General features: G+C 71.3%; 12 protein-coding genes. 7 read left to right on the top strand and 5 right to left on the bottom strand.

Features of this window, described 5'->3' with window-relative positions; all coding sequences use genetic code 11:
- Window positions 1–37: 37 nt before the first annotated feature.
- Together ACTWP5_RS22620 and ACTWP5_RS22625 are read right to left on the bottom strand one after the other, a co-directional pair.
- Complete coding sequence (locus ACTWP5_RS22620) at window positions 38–763, bottom strand: FadR/GntR family transcriptional regulator (protein WP_443222895.1); 726 nt, start codon at window positions 761–763, stop codon at window positions 38–40.
- A 14-nt stretch (window positions 764–777) separates the two neighbouring features.
- A complete protein-coding gene (locus ACTWP5_RS22625; RefSeq protein ID WP_443222896.1) occupies window positions 778–2,172 on the bottom strand; it encodes an enolase C-terminal domain-like protein in 1,395 nt (464 codons plus the stop codon).
- A 600-nt stretch (window positions 2,173–2,772) separates the two neighbouring features.
- On the opposite strand from ACTWP5_RS22625, the gene ACTWP5_RS22630 reads away from it, so the two are divergent.
- The 4 genes from ACTWP5_RS22630 to ACTWP5_RS22645 all read left to right on the top strand — a co-directional run bounded on the left by ACTWP5_RS22630 (window position 2,773) and on the right by ACTWP5_RS22645 (window position 9,137).
- Window positions 2,773–3,870: an ABC transporter permease gene (locus ACTWP5_RS22630; protein ID WP_443222897.1), complete on the top strand. Its 1,098-nt coding sequence runs from the start codon at window positions 2,773–2,775 to the stop codon at window positions 3,868–3,870.
- Window positions 3,871–3,947: 77 nt separating this feature from the next.
- Window positions 3,948–4,808, top strand: coding sequence for a carbohydrate ABC transporter permease (locus ACTWP5_RS22635; protein ID WP_443222898.1), 861 nt, complete (start codon window positions 3,948–3,950; stop codon window positions 4,806–4,808).
- A 177-nt stretch (window positions 4,809–4,985) separates the two neighbouring features.
- Complete coding sequence (locus ACTWP5_RS22640; RefSeq protein WP_443222899.1) at window positions 4,986–6,602, top strand: ABC transporter substrate-binding protein; 1,617 nt, start codon at window positions 4,986–4,988, stop codon at window positions 6,600–6,602.
- A 96-nt stretch (window positions 6,603–6,698) separates the two neighbouring features.
- Window positions 6,699–9,137 carry a glycosyl hydrolase family 95 catalytic domain-containing protein gene (locus ACTWP5_RS22645; RefSeq protein WP_443222900.1) on the top strand — a complete coding sequence of 813 codons (2,439 nt, stop codon included), beginning with the start codon at window positions 6,699–6,701 and terminating at the stop codon, window positions 9,135–9,137.
- A 102-nt stretch (window positions 9,138–9,239) separates the two neighbouring features.
- On the opposite strand, the gene ACTWP5_RS22650 is transcribed toward ACTWP5_RS22645, so the two are convergent.
- The gene (locus ACTWP5_RS22650) at window positions 9,240–11,681 is read right to left on the bottom strand and encodes a DUF4982 domain-containing protein (RefSeq protein WP_443222901.1); all 2,442 of its coding nucleotides are present in this window, start codon (window positions 11,679–11,681) and stop codon (window positions 9,240–9,242) included.
- 415 nt (window positions 11,682–12,096) lie between these two features.
- Between ACTWP5_RS22650 and ACTWP5_RS22655 the strand changes: the two genes are divergently transcribed.
- Window positions 12,097–14,235, top strand: a complete 2,139-nt coding sequence (locus ACTWP5_RS22655; RefSeq protein ID WP_443222902.1) for a glycoside hydrolase family 36 protein — start codon at window positions 12,097–12,099, stop codon at window positions 14,233–14,235.
- Between the two features lie 68 nt (window positions 14,236–14,303).
- Here the strand turns inward: ACTWP5_RS22655 and ACTWP5_RS22660 are convergent, their stop codons facing one another.
- Together ACTWP5_RS22660 and ACTWP5_RS22665 are read right to left on the bottom strand one after the other, a co-directional pair.
- The gene (locus ACTWP5_RS22660; protein ID WP_443222903.1) at window positions 14,304–16,751 is read right to left on the bottom strand and encodes a glycoside hydrolase family 95 protein; all 2,448 of its coding nucleotides are present in this window, start codon (window positions 16,749–16,751) and stop codon (window positions 14,304–14,306) included.
- A gap of 188 nt (window positions 16,752–16,939) precedes the next feature.
- Window positions 16,940–18,589: a glycoside hydrolase family 27 protein gene (locus ACTWP5_RS22665; protein WP_443222904.1), complete on the bottom strand. Its 1,650-nt coding sequence runs from the start codon at window positions 18,587–18,589 to the stop codon at window positions 16,940–16,942.
- 667 nt (window positions 18,590–19,256) lie between these two features.
- Between ACTWP5_RS22665 and ACTWP5_RS22670 the strand changes: the two genes are divergently transcribed.
- Both ACTWP5_RS22670 and ACTWP5_RS22675 read left to right on the top strand, forming a co-directional pair.
- Window positions 19,257–20,195, top strand: coding sequence for an alpha/beta hydrolase family protein (locus ACTWP5_RS22670; RefSeq protein WP_443222905.1), 939 nt, complete (start codon window positions 19,257–19,259; stop codon window positions 20,193–20,195).
- A gap of 240 nt (window positions 20,196–20,435) precedes the next feature.
- Window positions 20,436–22,883 (top strand): PQQ-dependent sugar dehydrogenase, encoded by a 2,448-nt coding sequence (locus ACTWP5_RS22675; RefSeq protein ID WP_443222955.1) that lies wholly within the window; start codon window positions 20,436–20,438, stop codon window positions 22,881–22,883.
- The last annotated feature ends 12 nt before the right edge of the window (window positions 22,884–22,895 follow it).

A 22,895-nucleotide genomic window follows, 5' to 3' on the forward strand; every position in this document is an offset into this window, starting at 1 on the left:
AGGAGGGAGGAGACGAGCGCCGACCCGTGCCGCGGCGTCAGCCCCGCGCCGGCTGCGGCACGGTGGACTCGCCGTCGTCGGGCAGACCGCGGAGGGACTCCTCGACGCCGATCAGGTGGTTGGCCATCCGGATGCGTGCCGTCTCGGCGTCGCGGGTCTGGAGGGCTTTGAGGATCGCCACGTGCTCCTCGTGGGTGCGCAGGTCGGCGCCCTCCTCGTGGAGGCTGCGCCAGAGCCGGCCACGCACCGTGCGGCCGGCGAACGCCTCGATCAACCCGGCGAGCACCGGGTTGTCGCTGTGCGCGGCGATGATGCGGTGGAACGCGATGTCGACCTCGATGAGCCGCTCGTGCTCCTCGGGCGCCCGGCCGACGATCTGGGCCGCCTCGTCGAGAAGGTCTCCCGCCTCACGGAGTGCCTCGTCGGTGATCCGGGTGGCGGCCAGCCGCGCCGCTTCGCATTCGAGGATCCGGCGCACGGCGTGGGTGTTCGCCGCGGTGCTGTCGCCCTGGATGTCGACGACGAACCCCATCGGCGCCAGCAGCCGTGTCACGTCGAGGTTGGTGACGTACGTCCCGTCGCCCTGACGGGTGTTCAGGATGCCCAGGATGGACAGCGCGGAGACTCCCTCGCGCAGCGGGCCGCGTGACACGCCCAGGGTTTCGGCGAGGTCCTTCTCGATCGGCAGGCGATCGCCGGGCCGGAGCCGGCCTTCGAGAATCATCCGCTTGATGCCGTCGACGACTTCTTCGGTGCGAGACATGACTCAGTATGGTGCTAGTTCTCGGTGGTGTTGACAGCCGCCGAGGCGGCGGCGGCCGACGGGTGCGGGGAGGGTGTCCGGGAGGTCGCGGATGCCCAGTAACGGCCGTCGGGGAAGCGGTACTCCTCGACCGAGGCCGGACGCATCCGGGTGGAGTAGCCAGGCGCGGTCGGAAGGACGTAGGCCGTGCCCGCACCGGCGTCGCGCACCACGCAGGGGTCGGTGAAGTGTTCGTGCAGGTGGTCGACGAACTCGGTGACACGGTTGGTCAGGTCGCCGGAGACCGCGACGTAGTCGAGCACCGCGACGTGCTGGACCATCTCGCACAGCCCGACGCCGCCCGCGTGCGGGCAGACCGGGACCCCGAACTTGGCGGCCAGGAGCAGCACCGCGACGATCTCGTTGATGCTCGCGAGCCTCCCGGTGTCGAGCTGGCAGTAGTCGATCGCGCCGGCCTGGAAGAGCTGTTTGAACATCACCCTGTTGTGGCAGTGCTCGCCCGTCGCGACACCGATGGGTGCCACCGCGCGCCGGATGGCCGCGTGGCCCAGGATGTCGTCGGGGCCGGTCGGCTCCTCGATCCACAGCGGCTCGAACCGCGCCAGGGCCCGCACCCAGTCGATCGCCTGCCCGACGTCCCACATCTGGTTCGCGTCGATCATGAGTTTGCGGTCGGGCCCGATGATCTCGCGTGCGATGGCACAGCGACGCACGTCGTCGTCCAGGTTGGCGCCCACCTTGAGCTTGAGGTGTCCGTACCCGGCGTCGACCGCCTCGCGGCAGAGCCGACGCAGCGTGTCGTCGTCGTACCCGAGCCAGCCCGCCGAGGTGGTGTAGACGGGGTAGCCGGTCCGCGCGAGGTCGGCCACCCGGTCGGCCTTCGTGTCCTCCCTGGCCCGGAGGATCTCCAGCGCCTCGTCGCGGGTCAGCACGTCGGAGAGGTAGCGGAGGTCGGCGACGTCGACCAGTTGCGTCGGCGTCAGGTCGGTGAGCAGCCGCCACAGCGGCTGGCCCGCGTGGCGCGCGACGAGGTCCCACAGCGCGTTCAGCACGGCCGCGACGGAGAGGTGGACGACGCCCTTCTCCGGTCCCAGCCAGCGCAGCTGCGAGTCGGAGGTGAGGAGGCGGTAGACGGCGCCCATGTCCGCGGCCATCGCGTCGACGTCCTGGCCGACGAGGTGCTGGGCCTGCTGGACGGCCGCGGCGGCCACGATGTCGTTGCCCCTGCCGATCGTGAAGGTCAGGCCGTAGCCCGCGAGCGGGGCGCCCGTGGAGTCGGAGCCGTCGGTGTGCAGGACGACGTACGCCGCCGAATGGTCCCCGTCCTTGTTCATGGCGTCCGATCCGTCGCCGGTGAGCGACGTCGGGAAACGGACGTCCTCAACGGTCACGGCGGTGATCTGCGGCATGGGCCGACCCTTCGCCTGAGAGGGGTAAAGATCAGATGACTACCGCAGTGTAGGGATGGCGTTCTCGCTGCGTCAACAACCGACGGTCACCGCCCTGGCGTCCACACTGGCCGGTTGACCGCGAGAACATCGGGCTCAGCGCGTTCAGCAGGAGGAAGGGACTGGCTGCGCTTCAGCCATCGCCTCCGCCATGAAGATTAGATGTTTGTGGCACGGGCCACCGGAAGCGGCCCGTGCCACGTAGCCGACCGTGGCGCGACCCCGGCGTCCCGACGGCTCCGGGGAGAGTGGCTCCACCGTCACCGACGCCCCGGTCGCCGGCGGCCGGCGGGCCCTCCCGGCGGGCGGGATCGCCCGGGTTTCCCCCACCGATGGGGGAAACCAAAGGTCTGATCTCCCGGGAGAGAACAGGGCCGGCTACGCGCTGCCCGCCGTCCGAGCGGAGCGGGGCCAAGCCGTCGGCACGAGACCGGAACAGGGGGGTGGAGCTGCGCGGACACGGTGGGGTCGGCAGCAAACGGGGTGTCACCGCGTGATCGCAGCGAGCGCCTTCCTCGACGGTTGCCACGACTGTTGACACGGATAGGTCAGACTTTTATCGTGACGTCGTCCGTGAACGTCGGAGATTGGCTGGTGCCCGACGATGGTGTCGAGAACCTGGAAACGCACCACGCGCCGCGCCGGTCCGGCGAGGACCCCACTGGCGCCGCTCGGGCCGGGGTCACCGTGGTGACGCCGGTGGCGGCGAGGCCGGCGTCGGAGACGGCGGGGTCCCGTCGTACCGCGCGGGGCCGGGCGGGCGCGAGGAAGAGCTTTCGCCGACACTGGCAGCTGTACCTCCTCATGGTCCCGCCACTGGTGTACTTCGTCGTCTTCAAGTACGTCCCGATGGCCAACAACGTCATCGCGTTCAAGGACTACAACGTCATTGACGGCGTGTGGGGCAGCGACTGGGCGGGGTTCGAGCAGTTCGACCGGCTCTTCGCCAATCCCCAGTTCTGGACCCTGGTGAAGAACACGTTCCTGCTCTCGGGATACGTGGTGTTGGCCAGCTTCCCGTTCCCCATCATCCTCGCGCTCGCCCTCAACGAGGTTCGCAACCGCTTCTTCAAGCGCACGGTGCAGATGGTCACCTACGCGCCCTACTTCATCTCGACCGTCGTCGTGGTCTCGATGACGATTCTCTTCCTGTCGCCACGACTGGGTCTGATGAGCGACATGACCTCGTTCTTCGGGCTGAGCACGGTCGACTACCTGAGCGATCCGGACTACTTCCGACACATCTACGTCGCGACTGACATATGGCAGACGGTCGGCTATTCCGCCGTGATCTACATGGCGGCCCTGTCCTCCATCGATCCGGCGCTGTACGAGGCGGCGCGCGTGGACGGCGCGAACCGGCTACAGAAGATCATCCACGTGGACATCCCCGGCATCATGCCAACCGCCGTCATCATTCTGGTGCTCGGCGTGGGCAACGTGATGTCCATCGGGTTCGAGAAAGCGTTCCTGCTGCAGAACTCGTTGAACCTGTCGACGTCGGAGATCATCCCGACCTACACCTACAAGATAGGACTGCTGAACGCCGACTTCAGCCAGGCCGCCGCCATCGGTCTGCTCAACTCGGTGGTCAACCTCATCCTGCTGCTGGTCGTCAACTTCACGGCCAAGAGGATCACGGGGAACGGACTATGGTGACCGATTCGAGAACGACCGCGAAACCCAGGCTGCTGAAGGCGTCTCGTGGACGATCGGGCCACATTCGGGACCCGCTCGTGGACCGCGTGTTCATGATCGCCGTGTACGTTCTGCTCACGACGTTCCTGCTGGTGGTCCTGCTGCCCCTCGTCTACATCGTCGCCAGCTCGTTCAGCGATCCGCTGGCGGTGTCGTCCGGGCGCGTGACGCTCTGGCCGGTCGACTTCACACTCGAAGGTTACGAACGCGTCCTCAGCGACGACCAGATACTGACCGGGTTCGCCAACTCCCTGTTCTACACCGGGGTCGGAACCCTGCTGAGCGTGACCCTCACGGTCGCCATCGCCTACCCGCTGTCCCGGAAGGATCTCTGGGGCGGTGGTGTGATCACCATGGCCGTCGTCTTCACCATGCTGTTCGCGGGTGGGCTGATCCCCACCTATCTGGTGGTGCAGAACCTCGGCCTGCTCGACACCCGGCTGGCGATGATACTGCCGCAGGCGATCGGGGTGTGGCAGGTGATCATCGCCATGGTGTTCTTCCGTTCCACGATCCCGGACGAACTCTACGAGGCGGCCCAGCTGGACGGCTCCAGCGATCTCCGCTTCCTCTGGTCCGTGGTGTTGCCCCTGTCGAAACCACTGATCGCGGTCATCGCGCTGATGTACGCGATCGCCCAGTGGAACTCCTACTTCGACGCGCTCCTGTATCTGCGCGACCCGAGCCTCTATCCCCTTCAGTTGGTGCTCCGCAACGTGCTGATCCTGAACGAGTCGGCGCCGGGGATGGACGCCGCGGCCCAGCTCGAAAGGCAGCAGCTCGCCGACCTGATGAAGTACTCCCTGATCGTGATATCCACCGTTCCCGTCATGTTGATCTATCCCTTCGTTGCTCGGTACTTCACCAAGGGCGTCATGATCGGCGCCGTCAAGGGGTGACCGGAGGAGCCGCGGTGCCCGCGGATCCGACCGGTTTCACTCCCGGGGCCTGGAGGCCACCCACACGGACGACCTCGGCTCGCGCCGGTCCGTCGACCGCGCCTGCCCACGGAAGAGGGAAGAACAGTGCCATTCGCATCGCCATCCAGATCGAGATCGCGCCACGTCAGGAGGGTCGTGGCCACCCTCGCCGCCTTCGGCGCCCTCCTGGGGCTGACCAGCGCCTGCTCCAACTCGGACGCGGGCGACGACAACGTCATCACGATATTCGCCTCGCAGTTGGCGCAGATGAACCTCAACACCAACTCGTTCACACGTGAGTTGGAGAGGAAGTTCGACGTCGACCTGCGGTTCGAGACGACCTCCGTCGAGGCCACGGCGGCCACGGAGGCACGCCAGATCTCCCTCGCCGGCGGCGACCTCCCCGACGCCTACATGCTCGTGGCGTGGGCGACCCAGTTCAACCAGTCAGAACTCCTGCGCTACGGCCAGCAGGGACTCCTCACGCCGCTCAACGACCTCATCGAGCAGCACGCCCCCAACATCCAGGCGGCGTTCGAGGAGGAACCCGAGTTCGAGCGGTTCTCGACGGCCCCGGACGGGACGATATGGGGCCTGCCGCAGTGGAACGACTGCTACCACTGCTCGTATCCCTACAAGTTCTGGATCAACACCGAGTGGCTCGACAACCTGGGCCTGTCGATGCCGACCACACCGGAGCAGTTCTTCGACGTGATGGTCGCGTTCAAGGAGGACGACCCGAACGGCAACGGCAAGGCCGACGAGATCCCCCTGACCGGCAACACCCAGAACTCCCTCGTGCCGTTCATCATGAACGCGTTCATCTACAACGCGTTCAACTCCGGCGTGGTCGGGCAGCCGGTGTCGCTCGGCCTGAACGGCGACACGGTGCAGGTGCAGGCGGCGCAGGAGGGCTGGCGCGAGGGGCTCAGGTTCCTGAACCGGATGTGGGAGGCGGACCTGATCGACCCGGCCGCCTTCTCGCAGGGCCCCGACACCATGCAGGCGACCGGGAACGCCGCGCAGGGGGTCACGGTCGGCGGCATGACGGGGATGCACCCGGGCATGTTGGTCACCATCGGCCAGGAGGACGGTCGCGACAACCAGTACGACCCGATGCCGCCCCTGACCGGGCCGGCCGGCGATCCAGCGACCTACGTGATGCCGAGCACGCCGGGGGCGACCTTCGTGATCACGAACGCCGCCAGCGAGGCGAAGCAGCAGAAGATCATGCAGATCATGGACTACATCTTCTCGCCGGAGGGTCATGTCCGCGCCCAGTTCGGCGAGGAGGGCATCGGCTGGCGGGAGCCGAGGGCGGGCGAGATCGCGCTCGACCAGGACCTGGAACCCGCGCTCGTCGACCTTCCCCTCGACGAGGAGAACGAGGCGGACTACAACGGGAACTGGGGCCCGATGTCGCAGGTGTTCGACACCGAGACCTTCCGGAACACGCAGGTCCAGCCGATGGACATCTACACGGAGGAAGGCTTCGAACGGCGGCTGTTCGACGCCACGGAGCTCTACGAGGGCAAGGAGACCGACGCGATGTTCCCGTACTGGAACGTCTGGATCCCCCTCGAGGACGGCAGCGAGCTCTCCACGCTGCTCACCAACGTGGAGACCTACATCACGACGGCGACCGCCGAGTTCGTCACCGGCGTACGTGACCCGGACAGCGACGGAGACTGGCAGTCCTACCTCGACGGCCTGGACGGACTCGGCGTGGACCGTTACCTGGAGATCTGGCAGAACGCCTACGACGCCGGCTGAACGCCCTGTGGCACCGTTCCCCCTCCGCGCGGCCCGGGGCCGCGCGGAGGGGGAACGTCAACCGACGCTCCCGAGCCCACGGGAAGGACCTCAACGATGGCCCGGACCTCCCGCCCCCTCGCCGATCGCCGTCCGACGACGCCCCTTCCCGTCCTCGAAACGGCCACGCCCGCGCCGGGTTGGGAGCACGGCGTGATCACCGGCAGCGGGCGCGTCGGGGCGGTCGTCTTCGGCCCGCCCGGACGCCAGAGCGTGTCGATCGCCCACGAGCGGTTCTTCCTGCCGGCCAATCCCACGCCTCCCGCGCCGTTCCTCGCCCCGGTCGTGGCGACGATGCGCGAGCTCGTTCTGGCCGGCGACGGCGAGGAGGCCGGACGCCTGATGACGGAGGCGGCCCGGGAGTCAGGCTTCGACGGAGGGCTCGTCTGGACCGACCCCCTCGGCATGTGCGCGACGCTGACCGTGTCGACTCCCGGCGGCGGCGCCATGCGCCGCCGCGTCGATCTGGAGCACGGTGAGGTCGCGGTGGAGTGGTCGGACGACCGGGGAGGGCGGATCGTTCTGCGAGCGGTCGCCCCGCGCGGAACGGAGACCGTCTGGGTCGCCGTCGAGTCGGAGCGCGACCTCGTCGCCGAGGTCGAGGTGGGCCTGTCGGAGGAGTCGACGCCGAGCGCCGAGACGGGCGCGCCGAACTACGCCTCGGCGGTTCGGGCGGAGGTGTCCGGGGGCACGGTGGGCGTCGTGACCGCGTCGGCGGAGCGCGCCGGGCCCGTCGGGACCTTTGCCGGGACCTCCGACGGGGCCTCCGACGGGATCACCGCGGAGACGACCGTGCGGGGCGGCGGGCCGTGGGTGCCCGACGCGTCGGGCACCCGCCTGCGCGGCCGGCTGCGCGTGTCGGCCGGCGGCAGCGGTCTGCTCCGGCTCGACGTCCGGGTCGGCGCATCCGACGGCGCCCGCGCGGAACCGGCCGCGTCGGACTGGGCGGCCCTGCGGAAGCACCAGCGCGCGGCCCACGGTGATCTCGTGCGGCGGTCGGTGCTCGACCTCGCGTGCCGGCACGCCGCGAGGACCACGGAGGACCTGTGGGCCGCCGCGCGGGACGGTGACGGGTCCGCCCGGCGCCGCGTGGTCGAGATCGCCTACCTCTCCGGGCGGGCCAACACCATCGCCGCGACCGGTGAGCTCCCCCCCACGTTGCAGGGCGTGTGGCAGGGAACGTGGACGCCGGCCTGGTCGGCGGACTACACGATGAACGGGAACGTCCAGAACGGCGGCGTCGCCGGCCTCATCCCGACGGGAACCCCCGAGCTCGCCCGCTCCCTGCTGCGCCTGGTCCTCCCCTACCTCGACGACTACCGCGACAACGCCCGCCGCGTCTTCGGGGCCGACGGCATGCTGTTGCCGGCGCGGATGTCGAACCATGGCCGCGCCAACCACTTCGCCCCGGCGTTCCCTCACGTGTTCTGGGTCGGCTGCGGTGGCTGGGTGCTCCGCTTCGCGGCGGACCTCGTCTCGACGACGGGCGACCGCGGCGTCGTCGACGACGAGCTGTGGGCCCTGGTGGAGGGCGTCCTCGCCTTCGCCGAGACCGCCACGACCCGGGCCGGCGGGCGGCGGCACCTCGTCCCGAACTACTCGCCCGAGAACGCCCCGGAGCCCGGTGGCTCGCCTCTGGTCGCCGACGCCACGATGGACGTGGCCATCCTGCGGGACGCCGCTCGGTGCGCGGGGCTCCTGGCACGCGCGCGCGGTGACCACTCCCTGGACGAGCGGTGGGCCGCGCTCGCGTCGGCGCTGCCGGCGTACCGACGCGCGGACGACGGGACGTTGGCCGAGTGGATCGACGACCGGTGGCCGGAGAACCACGCGCACCGGCACACCTCGCAGCTGTACCCGCTGTGGTACGAGCCCGATCCCGCGTTCGTCGGCGCGACGGAGTCGGCGGCCGCGCTGCGCGCCGCCGCGGCGGCGACGGTCGCGGCGAGGCTGGCGTGGCGGGCGGAGGATCCGACGGCGCCTCCCGGACGCATGGAGATGGCGTTCGGCCTCGTCCAACTCGGCATGGCGGCGGCGGCGTTGGGGGACGCCCGGTCGGCGCTGCGCTGTGCCGAGTGGCTCGCGGTGGAGCACTGGCGCCCCGCGCTGACGACCACGCACGACGCCGGCAGCATCTTCAATCTCGATCCCAGCGGCGGCCTCCCGGCGCTCGTGGCGGCGATGCTCCTCACCTCCACCGTCGGGACGCTCACGCTCCTGCCGGCGGTGCCCGAGGAATGGCCGGTCGGCTCGGTCACCGGGCTCAGGGCCCGCGGCGGAATCGTCGTCGAACGGCTCGCGTGGGACGCGACGGGCGCCACCGTGCGGCTGCGACGCCTGCCCGAGGCGGCCTGGCTGAACCCCGGCGACCGAGTGCGGTTGGACGCCGGACGGCCGTTCGCCCTCAACGGCCGCGCGGGCGAGGAGCACCGGATCACCGTGGACGAGCGGCCGTCGACGCTGCGGCTGGACTGGGTCTCCGACCCACGCGGCTGAACGGCACGCCGGCCCGCCGCCGCCACGGGACACCGCGCCTCGCCTCACCTCGCCTCACCCCACCCGTCCAGGGCGGGCCCTCCTCGACCGTGGAGACCGCTGTCAGCGCACGACGACCGTCGCGACGGCGTGGCCGACCCCTCTCGCGTGGACGGTCACGGTGATGGTCCCGGGACCCGTCGGCCGGATGACGGCGAGGGCGTGGCCCTGGAAGGAGCGATGACGGCGGTCGAGGTAGGACTCCTCCGTGTGGGGCGCGGCGCTTCCGAATCCCTGCAGGTGGCCGGGGCCGTCGATCTCGATCTCCAGCTCGGTCTCGGCGTCGGTGGCGTGGGTGCCGTGCTCGTCGACGACGTCGATGTCGACGAACGACAGCTCGGTGTCGTCGGCCCGGAGTTCGGTGCGGTCCGGCGCCACCACGAGCCGCCGGTCCGCGGTGGCCGACCGGAGCGAGAAGCGTTCGGCGGCTTCGCCGGACCGCACGGCGACCGCTTCGAGGTGTCCCGGCTCGTAGGGGACGTCGAAGACGGCGCGGTGGCGGTGCGCGGCGCCGGCCGGTCGACGGCCCACCAAGGTCCCGTTGACGAACAGTTCGACCTCGGGGGCGTCGCTGTACACCTCGACCTCCACCGCCGAGCCCTCGGCGGTCGGCCACGTCCACGACGCCACGCTGTCGGACCACGCCCACGGGCTCGACGTCGGCGTGAGCCCTCTGGTGCCCGGACGACGCACGGCGACGTACGGCTCGGCCCGCCGCCCGAACACGATCTCCCGGTAGAACGACGCCGGGCGGCGGCGCCCGGTGATGTCGATGTCGCCGACCCACGCCGTGATCCAGGGATACCCCGCGAGCGCGCCGGGATCGTCGGGACGCTCCGCGTACCGCGGGCGGCCGATGCCGACCTCGCCGAGGTAGTCCCAGCCGGTCCAGGTGAAGTCGCCGATGACGTGGGGGTGTGCGAGCACCAGCGCCCAGAGCTGGTCGATCCGCGTCGGGAACGTCTCCGACCCGACGATGACGCGGTTCGGGAAGAGCCGCCGGTCGGGTCCGTACCGCGCGTCGAGGTAGTTCATCCCGGCGATGTCGAGGGCGGCGTACGGCTCGGCCGTCAGTGCGCTGACCGCCTCGGAGGTGCCGAGCGTGTTCATCTTCTCGGCGAGCCCCGTGCCGGCCTCGTTGATCTCCGTGACCTCGGCGCGCGCGGCCTCGCCGAGCAGCTCGGGATCGTGGTCGTGGTCGTGCGTGTCGGGCATCACGAGCAGGGCGCCGTTGACGCCGCTGGTCACGAAGCGGGTCGGATCGAGTCGGCGCGTTTCGGTGGCGAGGCGTCGCGCCCACGCCGCGCCGTGCCCGGTCGCGATGTCCGGGATCTCGTTGCCGATCGAGTACGCGAACACGCACGGCCGGTTCCGGTCCCTGCGGATCATCGACTCCAGGTCGCGGCGCCAGGTGTCGGGGAAGGTCGTGGCGGGGTCGTGGTCGCTCTTGGGCCGCGTCCACATGTCCGAGAGTTCGTCCATGACGAGCATGCCGTGGCGGTCGCAGGCCGCGAGCATCGCTCGGCTCATCGGCTGGTGGGCGCTGCGGATCGCGTTGAAGCCGGCCGCCTTCAGGCGCTCGACGCGGCGCTCCTCGGCGCGCGCGATCGTGGCGGCGCCGATGACGCCGTTGTCGTGGTGCACACACGCACCGCGCAGCTTGACCTGTTCGCCGTTGATCCGCAGACCGCGCGCGACGTCCACCCGCAGCACCCGGATCCCGAACGTCGTCTCCGCCTCGTCGGTCACGACGCCGTCGGCCGCGACCGTCGCGACGGCCCGGTAGAGCGACGGTGAGTCCGGACTCCACAGCCGGGGGCGCGGTACGAGCATCCGCTGGTGCACGACAGCCGGTTCGCCGGGCAGGACGGTGACCCGGGCCGTGTCGGCGGCGCACTCGGTGCTGTCCGGCGCGAGGACGCGCGTCCGCACGGTGCGCGTCGCCGTGTGCCGGCCGACGTTGTCCACCGTCGTGTCGACCTGGACCAGGGCGTACTCCGCGTCGACGTCCGGAGTGGTCACGACGATCCCGTCGAGCGCCACGTGGACGGGGTCGGCGACCACCAGGTGCACGGGTCTGATGACACCGCCACCGGAGTACCAGCGTGAGTCCCGGTGAGCGCGCGCCTGGACGCGCACCTCGTTCTCGGCGCCGAACCGGAGGAACGGGTCGAGCGGCACGGTGAACTCGGTGTAGCCGGACGCGGCGTGTGCCGCCAGGGCGCCGTTGACGAAGACGGAGGCGGACCGGTACACGGCCTCGAACTCCAGCAGGACGTGGCGGTCCCGCCACTCCTCGGGCACGGGGAAGCGCTTCGTGTACTCCCAGGCACCGCCCGGGAAGTAGGCCGTGCCCGCCAGGGCCGGGTCCGGGCGCCGTGGCGACGCCAGGACGGCGTCGTGCGGCAGCGTCACCCCCACGGCCGGCGCGTCCCCCGCGACCGGCGCGCCCTCGGTGTGGGTGGCCCGGAACCACCAGCCGTCGGAGAAGGATCGGCGGATCATCACAGTCCTCTCGTGGGATCAGATGCTCGACGGTCCTGACCGGCGCCTCAGACAAGGCGAGTCATATGATGAATACTTCGATCGGGAACTCTAGGCCCTCAGGGCTCCACGGCCAACCCCGGGCGTGAGAGCGACGCGTCCGGGGGGTGCCCGGCGGCGAGAAGCGAGCCTCGTGCCGGCGCACGAGGGGCAGCGCGCCTGATGGGGCGACACCGTTGGCCGTCCGGTCGCCGTGGTCCAGCCGCCACGCACCGGGCCGTTCGTGCGGCGAGGCAGGCCGTTGCGGGGCCGGCGCGAGCGTGAGAACATCAGATGAACTGCCCCGCTGACTCCAGCGGATGACCTGCGACCGAGTCGCACGCGGCGACAGAGCCACGCCGGCGCTCGGCGGAAGCGAACCCGAAAGGCCCCTCACATGGTGACGCGCCCTCCGATCCGACTCCTGTGGGGCCACTCCGCGCTGACCGTCGCGTTGACGGCCGACGCCGACGCGCCCGTGTGCCTGACACGTATCGAACCGACGGACGTGTCCCGGGCCCACGCCGACGGCGGGAGCGAGGGCGACGGCACGCGCCGGTCAGGCCAGCCGCTGGTCGAGGTGCTGATCGCGGGCGAGGGGCACCCCTGGTCCGGGCCCCGGCAGGTGGGGACCACGCTCGGTGCCCGGCTGCGGTACGTCGGCCACCACGTCGAGACGGCGCGGGACTGGGTGCGGATCGAGGTCGAGCAGGTGGACGACCAGGCCGGACTCCAGGTCCTGACCGTGATCCGTTCGCCGCGGGACGTCCCGGCGATCCAGGCGCACACCAGCGTTCGGGCCGTCGGTGCCGAGCCGGTGACGTTGCACGCCGTCAGTTCGCTGGCGACCGGAGCGTTCCGACCCGGCTCCGGCGCGGACGGCATCGACGTGTACTGGGCGGAGAACGACTGGCTGGCCGAGAGCCGGTGGCAGCGGCAGCCGCTGCGGCGGCGCCGGCTGCCGGACGTCGACCTCGCCACCCACGGGCAGCGGCCGCGCGGCGCGCTGGTGATGGCCGGCCACGGCTCCTGGTCGTCGGGTGAGTACCTGCCCATGGGGGCGCTTCTCGACACGGACACGGGGCGGGCGTGGGCGTTCCAGGTGGAGCACAACGGGGCGTGGCGCTGGGAGGTGGGCGAGCGCCTCGACGGCGTGTACCTGGCCGTGACCGGACCTGGTGACCGCGACCACCAGTGGCGCCGGACCCTGAACCCGGGCGAGGGGTTCACCAGCGTGCCCGTCGGGCTCGCGATCGGCGACGCGGGCCTGGAGTCGGCGGTCGCGGCGCTGACGGCGTACCGGCGGGCGATCGTCCGGCCGCATCCCGACCGGACGGCGCTGCCCGTGGTGTTCAACGACTTCATGAACACCCTGCGCGGCGACCCGACGACCGAACGGCTGCTCCCCCTGATCGACGCCGCTGGTTCGGCCGGCGCCGAGTACTTCTGCATCGACGCCGGCTGGTACGCCGAGGACGGCGCGTGGTGGGACAGCGTCGGCGCCTGGGAGCCCTCGCGTACGCGGTTCCCCGGCGGTCTGGCCGAGGTGATCGACCGCGTCCGCGCCGCCGGGATGCGGCCGGGGCTGTGGCTCGAACCGGAGGTCGTCGGCGTGCGCAGCCCGCTGGCGGACAGCCTGCCGCCCGACGCGTTCTTCCAACGGGACGGCCGGCGGCAGGTCGAGAACGGCCGGTATCACCTGGACCTGCGCCACCCCGCCGCGGTCGCGCACCTGGACGCCACGGTCGATCGGCTGGTCAGCGAGTTCGGCATCGACTACTTCAAGCTCGACTACAACGTCAACCCCGGTCCCGGCACCGACGTGCGGGCCGAGTCGCCCGGGGCCGGGCTGCTGGAGCACAACCGCGCCCACCTGCGCTGGCTGGAGGGCGTGCTGGACCGGCACCCGGGCCTGGTGCTGGAGAACTGCGGCTCCGGCGGCATGCGCATGGACTACGCGCTGCTGGCCCGGCTGCAACTCCAGTCGACCAGCGATCAGGAGAACCCGTTGCGCTATCCGCCGATCGCCGCGTCGGCGCCGATGGCCGTGCTGCCCGAGCAGTCCGCGAGCTGGGCCTACCCACAGCCGGAGATGTCCGACGAGGAGATCGCGTTCACGCTGGTCACCGGGATGCTCGGCCGGCTCTACCTCTCCGGGCACCTCAACCGGATGGCGGCCGACCAGCTCGCACTGGTCCGCGAGGGCGTCCAGGCGCATCAGGCGATCCGTGGCCTGCTGGCCCGCGCGGTGCCGTTCTGGCCGCTCGGCCTGCCGGGATGGGAGGACGGCTGGATCGCCCTCGGCCTGCGGGCGGGTGGGGAGAACGTCCTGGCCGTGTGGCGGCGGCCCGGCGCGGACGCCGGCGTCGACCTGCCGATGCCGCACCTGCGCGGCGTCGACGCGGAGATCGACGTGCGGTATCCGACGCGGCTCGGCGCCTGGTCCGCCGAGTGGGACGCCGCCGCCGGCGTGCTCCGCCTCGTGGGCGGACCGGCGCCCGCCGCCCGAATCCTCCGGCTCCGTTCTCCGGGCTGAGGCGCCCCACGCCCTCGCGCCCCGCGCCCTCGCGGCGGCGAACGCCCGTCCGCTCGCGGGGCACGGGGTCAGGGCCGTGACCCCGGGCTGAGCTCGTAGGTGGCGCCGGCGGTGGTGGTGAAGGAGACCACGGTGGGCTGCGGCCGCCGCGTGGCCACCGGTCGGCCGCCGGCCGTCGTCACCCTGACGGGCACGCCGGCCCGGATCCGGACCGTGCGGGCCCGCAGGGCGTGGACGGTGGCGTGGGTGAGCCGGCCGTTCTCCCAGGTGATGTCGAGGGTGTCGCCGCCTCGGGCACGCAGCCCGGTGACCTGCCCGGTGGGGAGTTCGGGGGGCAGGGCGGGCAGCAGGTGGATCTCCTCGGTGTGGGACTGCAGCAGCCATTCGGTGATGCCCGCGGTGGCGCCGAAGTTGCCGTCGATCTGGAAGGGCGGGTGGAGGCAGAAGAGGTTGGGGGCGGTGCGGTCGGGGGTGAGCTGGTCGGCGAGGAGCTTGTAGGAGCGGGCGCCGTCGGCCAGCCGGGCCCAGAAGTTGATCTTCCAGGCGAGGGACCAGCCGGTGCCGGCGTCGCCGCGCCGTTCGAGGGTGACGCGGGCGGCCTGGGCGAGTTCGGGGGTCCCGGTGGGGGTGATCTGGTTGCTGGGGTGCAGGCCGTAGAGGTGGGAGACGTGGCGGTGGCCCTGCTCGGGGGCGATGGCGTCCCAGTCCTCCTGCCACTCCTGGATCTGTCCCTGGGCGCCGATCCTGGTGGGCGCCAGCCTGCCGGCCAGCGCTCGCACGGTGTCGCGGAGGTCCGCGTCGGTGTCCAGCAGGGTCGACGCCTCGGCCACGGCGCCGAACAGGTCGCGGATGATCTGCATGTCCATCGTGGGGCCGGCGCAGACCGAGACGTTCGGGTGGTGGGCGTTCTCCGGGGAGTTGGAGGGGCAGGTGACCAGGTGGCCGGTGTTCGGGTCCTCGACGAGGGTGTCCACGAAGAACCTCGCGGCTCCCCTGAGCACGGGGTAGCGGGCGCGGAGGGCGTCGAGGTCGCCGGTGAAGCGGTAGTGCTCCCAGACGGCGAGCGCCAGCCAGGCGCCGCCGGTCTGCCACATGCCCCAGAACGCGCCGTCGACCGGGGCGGTGCCGCGCCAGGCGTCGGTGTTGTGGTGGCAGACCCAGCCCTCGGCGCCGTACTGGACGCGGGCGGTCCGCGCGCCGGTGACGGACAGGTCCTCGACCATCGCGAGCAGCGGCTCCATCGTCTCGATGAGGTTGGTGGGGCCGGCGGGCCAGTAGTTCATCTCGGTGTTGATGTTGACCGTGTACTTGGAGTCCCAGGAGGGGGCCAGCTGCTCGTTCCACAGGCCCTGGAGGGTGGCCGGCTGGGTGCCGGGCCGGGAGGAGGAGATCAGCAGGTAGCGGCCGAACTGGAAGAACAGCGTCACCAGCTGCGGGTCGGTGCCGGCCGCGAAGTCCGCCACCCGCTCGTCGGTGGGCCGGTCGGCCGCGCCGCTGGTGCCCACGTCGAGCGCGACCCGGTGGAAGAGCTCCTGGTAGTCCCCGACGTGACGGGCGCGCAACTCCTCGTACGCAAGCTCGCCCGCCGCTGTCAGCGGACCGAGCGCGCGGGCGTCCTCGTCGCCGGTGACGTCCTCGAAGGTGGTGTACCCGCTGCCGACCGAGACCAGCAGGGTCACCGCGTCGGCGCCCTCGACGGTCAGGGTGCCGTTGCCGCTGGTGACCCTGCCGCCGGTGGCGCGGGCGGTGGCCAGCGCGCGGAACCGCACCTGCCCGGGGACCCCCTCCCAGCCCTCCGTCGTCCCGTCCAGACCGATCGTCAGCGGGTCCGGTGAGAGAGTCGAGCTGGACTGTGGGCTGTCGAAGGTCGCGGAGAAGGAGACCCGGCCGCCGGTGTCGGCCGTCAACCGCACCGCGATCACCTGGTCAGCGGCGCTGGCGAAGACCTCCCTGGAGTACGTCACGCCGTCGCGGACGTAGCGGGTCAGCGCCACGGCGGTCGTCAGGTCCAGCTCCCGGTGGTAGTCACTCACCGCTCCCCCGGAGGGGAACGTGAGCCGCAGGTCCCCGACGGTCTGGTACGGCAGCTGGCCGAGCGGGCCGCCCATGAAGGCGCTGTCGACCAGGGACTGGGCGCCTGCCCAGTCGCCCGCGAACACCAGGCTCCTGATCCGTTCCAGCTGGGCCAGGCCGTCGGGGTTGGCGGGGTCGTAGGGCCCGCCGGCCCAGACGGTGTCCTCGTTGAGCTGGAGCGTCTCGGACGCGACGCCGCCGAAGACCATGGCGCCGAGACGGCCGTTGCCGATCGGCAGCGCCTGGAGCCACTCGGCGGCGGGGGCCGGGTACCACAGCCTCAGCTGGTGGTCCTGGCGGGGCCGGGTGTCCGAGGAGGTGGCCGAGGGCGAGGCCGAGGGGGAGGCCGGCGTCGCGGAGTCGGGTCGCGCGCCCGCGGCGGCCACCGTGCCGGCGGCGGAGAGGGCCAGGAAGTTCCTGCGGTTGGCGTGTGGCGACATCATCGACTCCCTCGAAGCGCGTTCCCGTGGGCAGTGGGTGCTGCTACTGGTGCTGGCGTGGGTGTTGGTGGTCGTGGAAGGGACGGGGTGACGTCCACGCGGTGGGCCGTGCGGTGAACGTCAGGGGGGTGTCGGCGGGTCGGGGTGGGCGGCCCCGGCACGAGGGGGAGCCCCGTGCCGGGGACGCGCCGTCACGCGCGGTCCCACCTCTGGTGGGATTGGCCGTCGCAGGCCGCGAGGACCAGCCGGGTTCCGTTCGCGGTGCCGGCCTGGTCGGCGGTCAGGCAGAGGCCGGCGTGGACGTTGCGGACGCTGCCGTCGTCGCCGAGGACCCACCTCTGGTTGTCCTGCCCGTTGCAGGTCCAGGTGATCACGGGGGTGCCGTTGGTCGTGCCCTGCTCGTAGGCGTCCAGGCACCTGTCGCCGTAGACGCGGATCTCGCCGCCCTCCCAGGTCGTCCACAACTGGTTCGCCGCGGTGTGGCAGTCCCAGATCAGGACGGCCGCGCCGGGGGCCGTGGCGGCGTTGTCGACGTCCACGCAGCGGCCCGAGCCGGCACCGCGCAGCCGGGTGGTCTCGTTGGCCAGGGGGGTGCCGCCGGACACCTCGAACACGGCGACGCCGTGCGCGGGCACGCTGGCGCTGATCTGGCCGGTGGTGGAGGAGGAGGCGCCGGTCCACAGCTCGGTCAGCGTGAACGACGAGCCCGACAGCCCGATCTCGGCCGCGGTGGTGCTGATGTTCGCGGTGCCGCCGCCGCGGTTGAACAGCCCGACGGCGACGGAGCCGTCGGCCAGCGGCTTGGCGAAGACCTCGACGTCGCCGTCGTCGCGGACCCGTCGGCCGCCCGCGCCCAGCGCGTCCTGGTTCACGGCCACCAGGCGCGGGTTGCGCAGGATCTCGCTGACGTCCGCGGACATGGAGCGGATGTCGTTGCCCGCCATCAGCGGCGCGCCCATCAGGGCCCACAGCGCGAAGTGGGACCGCGACTCGGTCAGGGTGAGCCCCGGCCTGCCGACCACCAGCATGTCGGGGTCGTTCCAGTTGCCGGGCCCGGCCTGGGCGGCCAACGGGGCGTTGACGTCGACGACGTTGCCCACGCCCATCGGGTAGCTGTTGGTGTTGCCGTTCTGCCAGATGTCGAGCAGGTCCTCGGTGGTGCGCCACATGTCGGCCACCTCGCCCCAGTCGTAGGTGGAGCCGGTGATGGCGTGGAAGCTGTTGGGGTTGATGCTGTAGACGATGTCCCGGCCGGTGGCGCGCAGGGCGTCGCGCATCAGGGAGAACCGTTCGACCTGCTCCTCGCGGGTGCCGTCGGGCGAGCACCAGTCGTACTTGAGGTAGTCCACGCCCCACGACGCGAAGGTTCGGGCGTCCTGCACCTCGTGTCCCAGGCTGCCGGTCGCGCCGGGGTGGGTGCCGACGCGCTGGGCGCAGGTGCGTTCGGTGGGTACCTGGTAGATGCCGAACTTCAGGCCGCGGCTGTGGATGTAGTCGCCCAACGCCTTCATGCCGCTGGGGAACTTCGTCGGGTGGGCGCGGAGCGTGCCGTCGGCGGCGCGCTCGGGGTCGAACCAGCAGTCGTCGACCACGACGTACTCGTAGCCGGCGTCTCGCATGCCCGACTCCACCATCGCGTCGGCGGCCTCCCGCACGACCTGCTCGTTGATGCCGGCGCATCCGAAGCTGTTCCAACTGTTCCAGCCCATGGGCGGGGTCAGCGCGGGGCTGCCGGGCGCGGCCTGCGCCGCGGGCTCCTGCGGTAACGGCGAGAGCAGGAGGACGAGGCCGGCGGCCAGGGCGGTGAGCAGCGACGGACGGCCGCGTGATCGAGTGCGCATGGGGTCCCTTTCCGGATCGATCGGGGGCGCCCGGCGGGGAGGGCGCGGGCACCGTGAGAGAGGTGCCTGACGGGAACAACGCCCGCCTGGCCGGCGAGGGGAGCCGCCACGGCCTGCGACGTCGTCCTCAGGCGTGCGGCACGGCGACGTGTGGGGGTCTCACCGGTCGGTGCGGACGGGTGGCGTGCTGTCGTGCGGCGGATCAGGGGCTGTGCGGGCCGACCCAGGTGGTGTTCGACATTTCGAATAATGATCGAATTACCAGACACCGATGATAGACGCGCCGCACGCGGCGTCAACATGCCTCGCACGAACGAGTCAACCACGACGCCCACCGGTCGCCCCAGACGCGGCGGAGGCTCATTCATAAGATGACCCAACCGCCCAGGCCAGAGCGCCGAGGCCCCTGCGCCAACCAACCCCTCGTACGGAAAAAATTCGTACGACGTATGGCGATTACGACCTCGACTGGCCTATGATTCCTGCCGTCTGACCAACCGGCTCATGTTCGGCATGACGAACGTTTGGCTGGTGTGCACGGCCTGTGTCCGCCCCACGGGCCGTACGCGACACAGGTGCACCATCCGGTGTTCCGACGAGGCCTCCCCCACGCACCAGGCCGTCGGACGCCAGGACAGGCATCCTTCCCCCACACAAGGAGTCACCCATGTCGGTCACTCGACGCTCACTCCTGGGCCTGGGCGCGGCCGGGGCGGCGAGCCTGGGCTTAGCCCTGCTCGGCACCGCACCAGCCGCCGGCAGCCCGGCCCCGCTCCTCTCCCGGCCGCGGTCGGCGACGCCTCGGCAGGCACCGACCGAGCCGTTCGCGGTCGGGGTACGGCAGTTCTCCTGGTCCCGGGGCGGCCGTTCGCTGTTCACCAAGGTCTTCTACCCGACGCCTGGCAGCCCCGGCGGCCAGCCGATCCCCGACGCCCCCGTCGCCGACGGCGTGTTCCCCGTCGCCGAGTTCAGCCACGGCATGGGCTGCAACTCCGACTGCTACGCGTCACAGACCCACGAGCTGGCGTCCGCGGGCTTCGTCTGCCCCGCTCCCTCGTTCTCCGACAACACCAACATCGGCAGCGTCTACGGCGGCGAGTGGTCCAGGGACGTCTCCGAGGTCATCACCCGGACCCTCGCACTCAACGACGCCTCGGGTGACCCGCTCGCCGGACACCTCGACACCGCCGCCGGAGTCGGCGTCTCCGGCCACTCGATGGGCGGCATGACCACCCACGGCCTGGTCTCCAGCTGGCCGGACGACCGCGTCGCCGCCGCCGTCCCGATCGCCTGCGTGGACATGGGCAACCCCACCGGCGAAGCCACCGCCAACGTGCTGTTCATCCACGGCGACCGCGACCCGACCTGCGACTACGGCTCGGCCCGCCAGGCCTACGGAGAACTCGCCGCGCCCAAGGCGTTCCTCACCCACCTCGGGGCGGACCACGGCTCCTACCTCGTCCCGGGCTTCCCGACCTACCAGCAGACCCGCGACACCTTCCTGGACTGGTTCCGCTGGAGCCTGTACGGCGACACCGCCGCCCACGACCGCCTCCCCACCGGCGCCAGCAGCGGCGGCACCAACTGGGAGTTCGTCGAGGCGTAGGCCGCCCCACGCCACGCCACCACCGGGCGTGGCGGCGGGGACGCCGTCCAGGGTCGGCTTCCCCCGGTCCCTGGTCCCCGGTCCCCGGTCCCGGCTCGGTCCCCCGTCCTCCGTCTCCCGGGCCGACGCCGTGCCGGCCGGCCCACCGGGACGCGCGCCGCCGTCCGCCCCCCACACGATGGAGAAGCACACGTGCACCAGAAACCACACAAGAAACCACACAAGAAACTCAGGTGGCTCATCGCCGGCGTGACCGGCGCGCTGCTGGCCACCTCGGGAACCCTGACGGCGCTGTCGGCGGCCTCGGCCGAGCCCACCGCGACGGTCGACGAGGGCGCCGCCCCGCTCCAGGCGGAGTTCCAGCAGGTGACCCTCGCCCAGGGCGTCGCCGAGATGGGCGAGCCGATGCACATGGCGGTCCTGCCGGACCGCGCGGTGTTGCACACCTCGCGCGACGGCACGCTGCGGGTGACCGACGCCGGGGGCACCACCCGCGTCGCGGGTGAACTCGACGTCTACACCCACGACGAGGAGGGTCTACAGAGCGTCGGCGTCGATCCCGACTTCGCCACCAACCGCTTCGTCTACCTCTACTACTCGCCACGGCTCGACACCCCGGCCGGGGACGCGCCGAGCACCGGCAGCGCGGCGGACTTCGCGGCGTGGCGGGGGCACAACCAGCTCTCCCGTTTCACGCTGAACGAGGACCACACGCTCGACATGAGCAGCGAGGTGGTCGTCCTCGAGGTGCCCACCGACCGGGGCCAGTGCTGCCACGTCGGGGGCGACATCGCCTTCGACGCCGACGGCAACCTCTACCTGTCCACCGGCGACGACAGCAACCCGTTCGCCTCCGACGGCTACACCCCGATCGACGAGCGGGGCAACCGCAACCCGGTCTACGACGCGCAGCGCTCCGCCGGCAACACCAACGACCTGCGCGGCAAGATCCTGCGCATCGCGGTCAACGACGACGGGTCCTACGACATCCCGGACGGCAACCTCTTCCCGCCCGGCACGGCGAACACCCGGCCCGAGATCTACGCGATGGGCTTCCGCAACCCCTTCACCATGAGCGTCGACCAGGCGACCGGCGCCGTCTACGTGGGCGAGTACGGCCCCGACGCCGGCACCTCCAACCCGGGCCGGGGCCCGGGGGGCATGGTCGAGTTCGCCCGGGTGCCCCAGGCCGGCAACTTCGGCTGGCCGTACTGCGTCGGCGACAACCAGCCCTACGTCGACTACAACTTCGCCACCGGCTCCTCCGGCTCCGCGTTCAACTGCGCCGCGCCCACCAACGACTCCCCGAACAACACCGGGCTGACCTCCCTCCCCCCGGCACAGCCCGGATGGATCGTCTACGACGGCGGGTCGGTGCCGGAGTTCGGCAACGGCTCGGAGTCCCCGACGGCGGGCCCGGTCTACCGCTACGACCCGGACCTGAACTCCTCGGTGAAGTTCCCCCAGGAGTTCGACGGCGACTTCTTCGCCATGGAGTTCGGCCGCCGGTGGATCAGGAACATCGAGGTCAACGACGACGGCAGCCCCGGCGCCATCCAGAACTTCCCCTGGTCGGGCACCCAGGTGATGGACGCCGAGTTCGGGCCGGACGGCGCGTTGTACGTGCTGGACTACGGCACCGGGTGGGGCTCGGGCGACGAGTTCAGCGCCCTGTACCGGATCGAGAACGTCTCCGGTGGGCTGTCCCCGATCGCCAGGGCGTCGGCCGACCCGACCTCGGGCCAGGCGCCGCTGGACGTGGCCTTCTCCGCCGAGGGCAGCACCGACCCGGACGGCGACTCCCTGAGCTACCGCTGGGACTTCGGCGACGGCGGCGGCTCGTCCGACGCCAACCCCAGCCACACCTACACCGAGGAGGGCGAGTACACCGCCACGCTGACCGTCACCGACGCCAGCGGCCTGACCGCCACCGCCTCCGCGCACATCACCGTCGGCAACACCGCGCCGACCGTCACCCTCGAACTCCCGGCCGACGGGCAGCTCGTCGACTTCGGCGACGCCGTGCCGTACGAGATCACCGTCACCGACCCCGAGGACAGCGAGATCGACTGCTCGAAGGTCACGTTGTCCTTCATCCTCGGCCACGACGACCACGGCCACGAGCAGACCTCCGCCACCGGCTGCTCCGGCACCCTCCAGACGCTGTCCGACGGCGAACACGACCCGAACGCCAACATCTTCGGCGTCTGGGACGCCGAGTACACCGACTCCGGCGGGCTGACCACGCACGACCAGCACGTCACCCAGACCCGTCAGCGGCAGGCCGAGTACTTCTCCGACCACAGCGGCGTCGAGATCGCCAGCCACACCAGCGCCCACGGCGGCAGGACCGTGGGCTTCATCGAGGACGGTGACTGGATCGCGTTCGAGCCCTACGTGCTCGCCGACGCCACCGACCTCACCGCCCGGGTCTCCTCCGACGGCGCCGGCGGCACCGTCGAGGTCCGCGCCGGATCGCCCGACGGAACGCTGCTCGGCAGCGTCGACGTGCCGAACACCGGGGGTTGGGAGACCTTCGAGGACGTGACGACCTCCCTGTCGAACGCCCCCACGGGGACCACCACGCTGTACCTGGTCTTCACCGGTCCCTCCGACAGCGGCTACCTGTTCGACGTGGACGACTTCACGTTCACCACCGGCTCCCCCGCGAGCCTCCCCCAGGAGTAAACAGGAGTAAGG

Source organism: Streptomyces sp. 4N509B, from assembly GCF_052245655.1.
In the GTDB taxonomy this organism is placed as follows: Bacteria; Actinomycetota; Actinomycetes; order Streptomycetales; family Streptomycetaceae; genus Streptomyces.

Bases quoted from the DNA above. Each gene is read 5' to 3' on its own strand.
- ACTWP5_RS22620 (WP_443222895.1), bottom strand. From the start codon at position 763: ATGTCTCGCACCGAAGAAGTCGTCGACGGCATCAAGCGGATGATTCTC.
- ACTWP5_RS22625 (WP_443222896.1), bottom strand. From the start codon at position 2,172: ATGCCGCAGATCACCGCCGTGACCGTTGAGGACGTCCGTTTCCCGACG.
- ACTWP5_RS22645 (WP_443222900.1), top strand. From the start codon at position 6,699: ATGGCCCGGACCTCCCGCCCCCTCGCCGATCGCCGTCCGACGACGCCC.
- ACTWP5_RS22650 (WP_443222901.1), bottom strand. From the start codon at position 11,681: ATGATCCGCCGATCCTTCTCCGACGGCTGGTGGTTCCGGGCCACCCAC.
- ACTWP5_RS22655 (WP_443222902.1), top strand. From the start codon at position 12,097: ATGGTGACGCGCCCTCCGATCCGACTCCTGTGGGGCCACTCCGCGCTG.
- ACTWP5_RS22660 (WP_443222903.1), bottom strand. From the start codon at position 16,751: ATGATGTCGCCACACGCCAACCGCAGGAACTTCCTGGCCCTCTCCGCC.
- ACTWP5_RS22665 (WP_443222904.1), bottom strand. From the start codon at position 18,589: ATGCGCACTCGATCACGCGGCCGTCCGTCGCTGCTCACCGCCCTGGCC.
- ACTWP5_RS22670 (WP_443222905.1), top strand. From the start codon at position 19,257: ATGTCGGTCACTCGACGCTCACTCCTGGGCCTGGGCGCGGCCGGGGCG.